The sequence below is a fragment of the Serratia sp. M24T3 genome, assembly GCF_000257645.1.
Taxonomy (GTDB): Bacteria; Pseudomonadota; Gammaproteobacteria; order Enterobacterales; family Enterobacteriaceae; genus Rouxiella.
Genome location: NZ_AJHJ01000070.1, coordinates 1 through 3,102, shown reverse-complemented (window position 1 = coordinate 3,102; position 3,102 = coordinate 1). Strand labels below are relative to the sequence as shown.

At 52.0% G+C, this 3,102-nt stretch carries 1 rRNA gene; it reads right to left on the bottom strand.

Annotated elements, in window-relative coordinates:
• Window positions 1-27: 27 nt before the first annotated feature.
• Window positions 28-2,935 (bottom strand): 23S ribosomal RNA (locus SPM24T3_RS23910).
• Window positions 2,936-3,102 lie beyond the last annotated feature (167 nt).

Sequence of the window (3,102 nt, the reverse complement as noted above, 5' to 3'; positions counted from 1 at the left end):
GTCTCTCTAAAACACCTTCGGTGTTGTAAGGTTAAGCCTCTCGGGTCATTAGTACTGGTTAGCTCAATGCATCGCTGCACTTACACACCCAGCCTATCAACGTCTTAGTCTTAAACGTCCCTTCAGGGGACTCGAAGTCCCAGGGAAGACTCATCTTGAGGCAAGTTTCGCGCTTAGATGCTTTCAGCGCTTATCTTTTCCGCATTTAGCTACCGGGCAATGCCATTGGCATGACAACCCGAACACCAGTGATGCGTCCACTCCGGTCCTCTCGTACTAGGAGCAGCCCCTCTCAATCTTCCAACGCCCACGGCAGATAGGGACCGAACTGTCTCACGACGTTCTAAACCCAGCTCGCGTACCACTTTAAACGGCGAACAGCCGTACCCTTGGGACCTACTTCAGCCCCAGGATGTGATGAGCCGACATCGAGGTGCCAAACACCGCCGTCGATATGAACTCTTGGGCGGTATCAGCCTGTTATCCCCGGAGTACCTTTTATCCGTTGAGCGATGGCCCTTCCATTCAGAACCACCGGATCACTATGACCTACTTTCGTACCTGCTCGAGCCGTCACTCTCGCAGTCAAGCTAGCTTATGCCATTGCACTAACCTCACGATGTCCGACCGTGATTAGCTAACCTTCGTGCTCCTCCGTTACTCTTTAGGAGGAGACCGCCCCAGTCAAACTACCCACCAGACACTGTCCTCACCCCAGATTATGGGGCCGAGTTAGAACATCAAACATTAAAGGGTGGTATTTCAAGGTTGGCTCCACGCAGACTGGCGTCCACGCTTCAAAGCCTCCCACCTATCCTACACATCAAGGCTCAATGTTCAGTGTCAAGCTATAGTAAAGGTTCACGGGGTCTTTCCGTCTTGCCGCGGGTACACTGCATCTTCACAGCGAGTTCAATTTCACTGAGTCTCGGGTGGAGACAGCCTGGCCATCATTACGCCATTCGTGCAGGTCGGAACTTACCCGACAAGGAATTTCGCTACCTTAGGACCGTTATAGTTACGGCCGCCGTTTACCGGGGCTTCGATCAAGAGCTTCTCCTTGCGGATAACCCCATCAATTAACCTTCCGGCACCGGGCAGGCGTCACACCGTATACGTCCACTTTCGTGTTTGCACAGTGCTGTGTTTTTATTAAACAGTTGCAGCCAGCTGGTATCTTCGACTGTCTTCGGCTCGGGAAGCAAGTTCCTCCACCTAGCGACAGCGTGCCTTCTCCCGAAGTTACGGCACCATTTTGCCTAGTTCCTTCACCCGAGTTCTCTCAAGCGCCTGAGTATTCTCTACCTGACCACCTGTGTCGGTTTGGGGTACGATTCAATGTTACCTGATGCTTAGAGGCTTTTCCTGGAAGTGCGGCATCAACTACTTCACCACCGTAGTGGTTCGTCATCACGCCTCAGGGTTGATATGTAACCGGATTTACCAGGTCACACCCCCTACACGCTTAAACCGGGACAACCGTCGCCCGGCTAGCCTAGCCCTCTCCGTCCCCCCTTCGCAGTAACACCGAGTACAGGAATATTAACCTGTTTCCCATCGACTACGCCTTTCGGCCTCGCCTTAGGGGTCGACTCACCCTGCCCCGATTAACGTTGGACAGGAACCCTTGGTCTTCCGGCGTGCGGGTTTTTCACCCGCATTATCGTTACTTATGTCAGCATTCGCACTTCTGATACCTCCAGCAAACCTCACAGTTCACCTTCAACGGCTTACAGAACGCTCCCCTACCCAACAACGCCTAAGCGTCGCTGCCGCAGCTTCGGTGCATGGTTTAGCCCCGTTACATCTTCCGCGCAGGCCGACTCGACCAGTGAGCTATTACGCTTTCTTTAAATGATGGCTGCTTCTAAGCCAACATCCTGGCTGTCTATGCCTTCCCACATCGTTTCCCACTTAACCATGACTTTGGGACCTTAGCTGGCGGTCTGGGTTGTTTCCCTCTTCACGACGGACGTTAGCACCCGCCGTGTGTCTCCCGTGATAACATTCTTCGGTATTCGGAGTTTGCATCGAGTTGGTAAGCCGGGATGGCCCCCTAGTCGAAACAGTGCTCTACCCCCGAAGATGAGTTCACGAGGCGCTACCTAAATAGCTTTCGGGGAGAACCAGCTATCTCCCGGTTTGATTGGCCTTTCACCCCCAGCCACAAGTCATCCGCTAATTTTTCAACATTAGTCGGTTCGGTCCTCCAGTTAGTGTTACCCAACCTTCAACCTGCCCATGGCTAGATCACCGGGTTTCGGGTCTATACCTTGCAACTTGACGCCCAGTTAAGACTCGGTTTCCCTACGGCTCCCCTATACGGTTAACCTTGCTACAAAATATAAGTCGCTGACCCATTATACAAAAGGTACGCAGTCACCCAACAAAGTAGGCTCCCACTGCTTGTACGTACACGGTTTCAGGTTCTATTTCACTCCCCTCGCCGGGGTTCTTTTCGCCTTTCCCTCACGGTACTGGTTCACTATCGGTCAGTCAGGAGTATTTAGCCTTGGAGGATGGTCCCCCCATATTCAGACAGGATGTCACGTGTCCCGCCCTACTCATCGAACTCACAATTCATGCGCTTTTGTGTACGGGACTATCACCCTGTACCGTGCGACCTTCCAGACGCTTCCACTAACACACAAACTGATTCAGGTTCTGGGCTGTTCCCCGTTCGCTCGCCGCTACTGGGGGAATCTCGGTTGATTTCTTTTCCTCGGGGTACTTAGATGTTTCAGTTCCCCCGGTTCGCCTCGCATGGCTATGTATTCACCATGCGATAATGTGACGTATCACATTGGGTTTCCCCATTCGGGTATCGTCGGGTATAACGGTTCATATCACCTTACCGACGCTTTTCGCAGATTAGCACGCCCTTCATCGCCTCTGACTGCCTAGGCATCCACCGTGTACGCTTAGTCGCTTAACCTCACAACCCGAAGGTGTCTTTTAAACTCGTGAAGAGTGACGCATTCGTAGCCGTGATTATTTGAGAGACTCTAATACAGGTGCGCATAACTCAAAACTTCTACGGAGAGTTATGTTCAGCTGTATCATTTCAATTTTTCAGCTTGTTCCAGATTGTTAAAGAGCAAA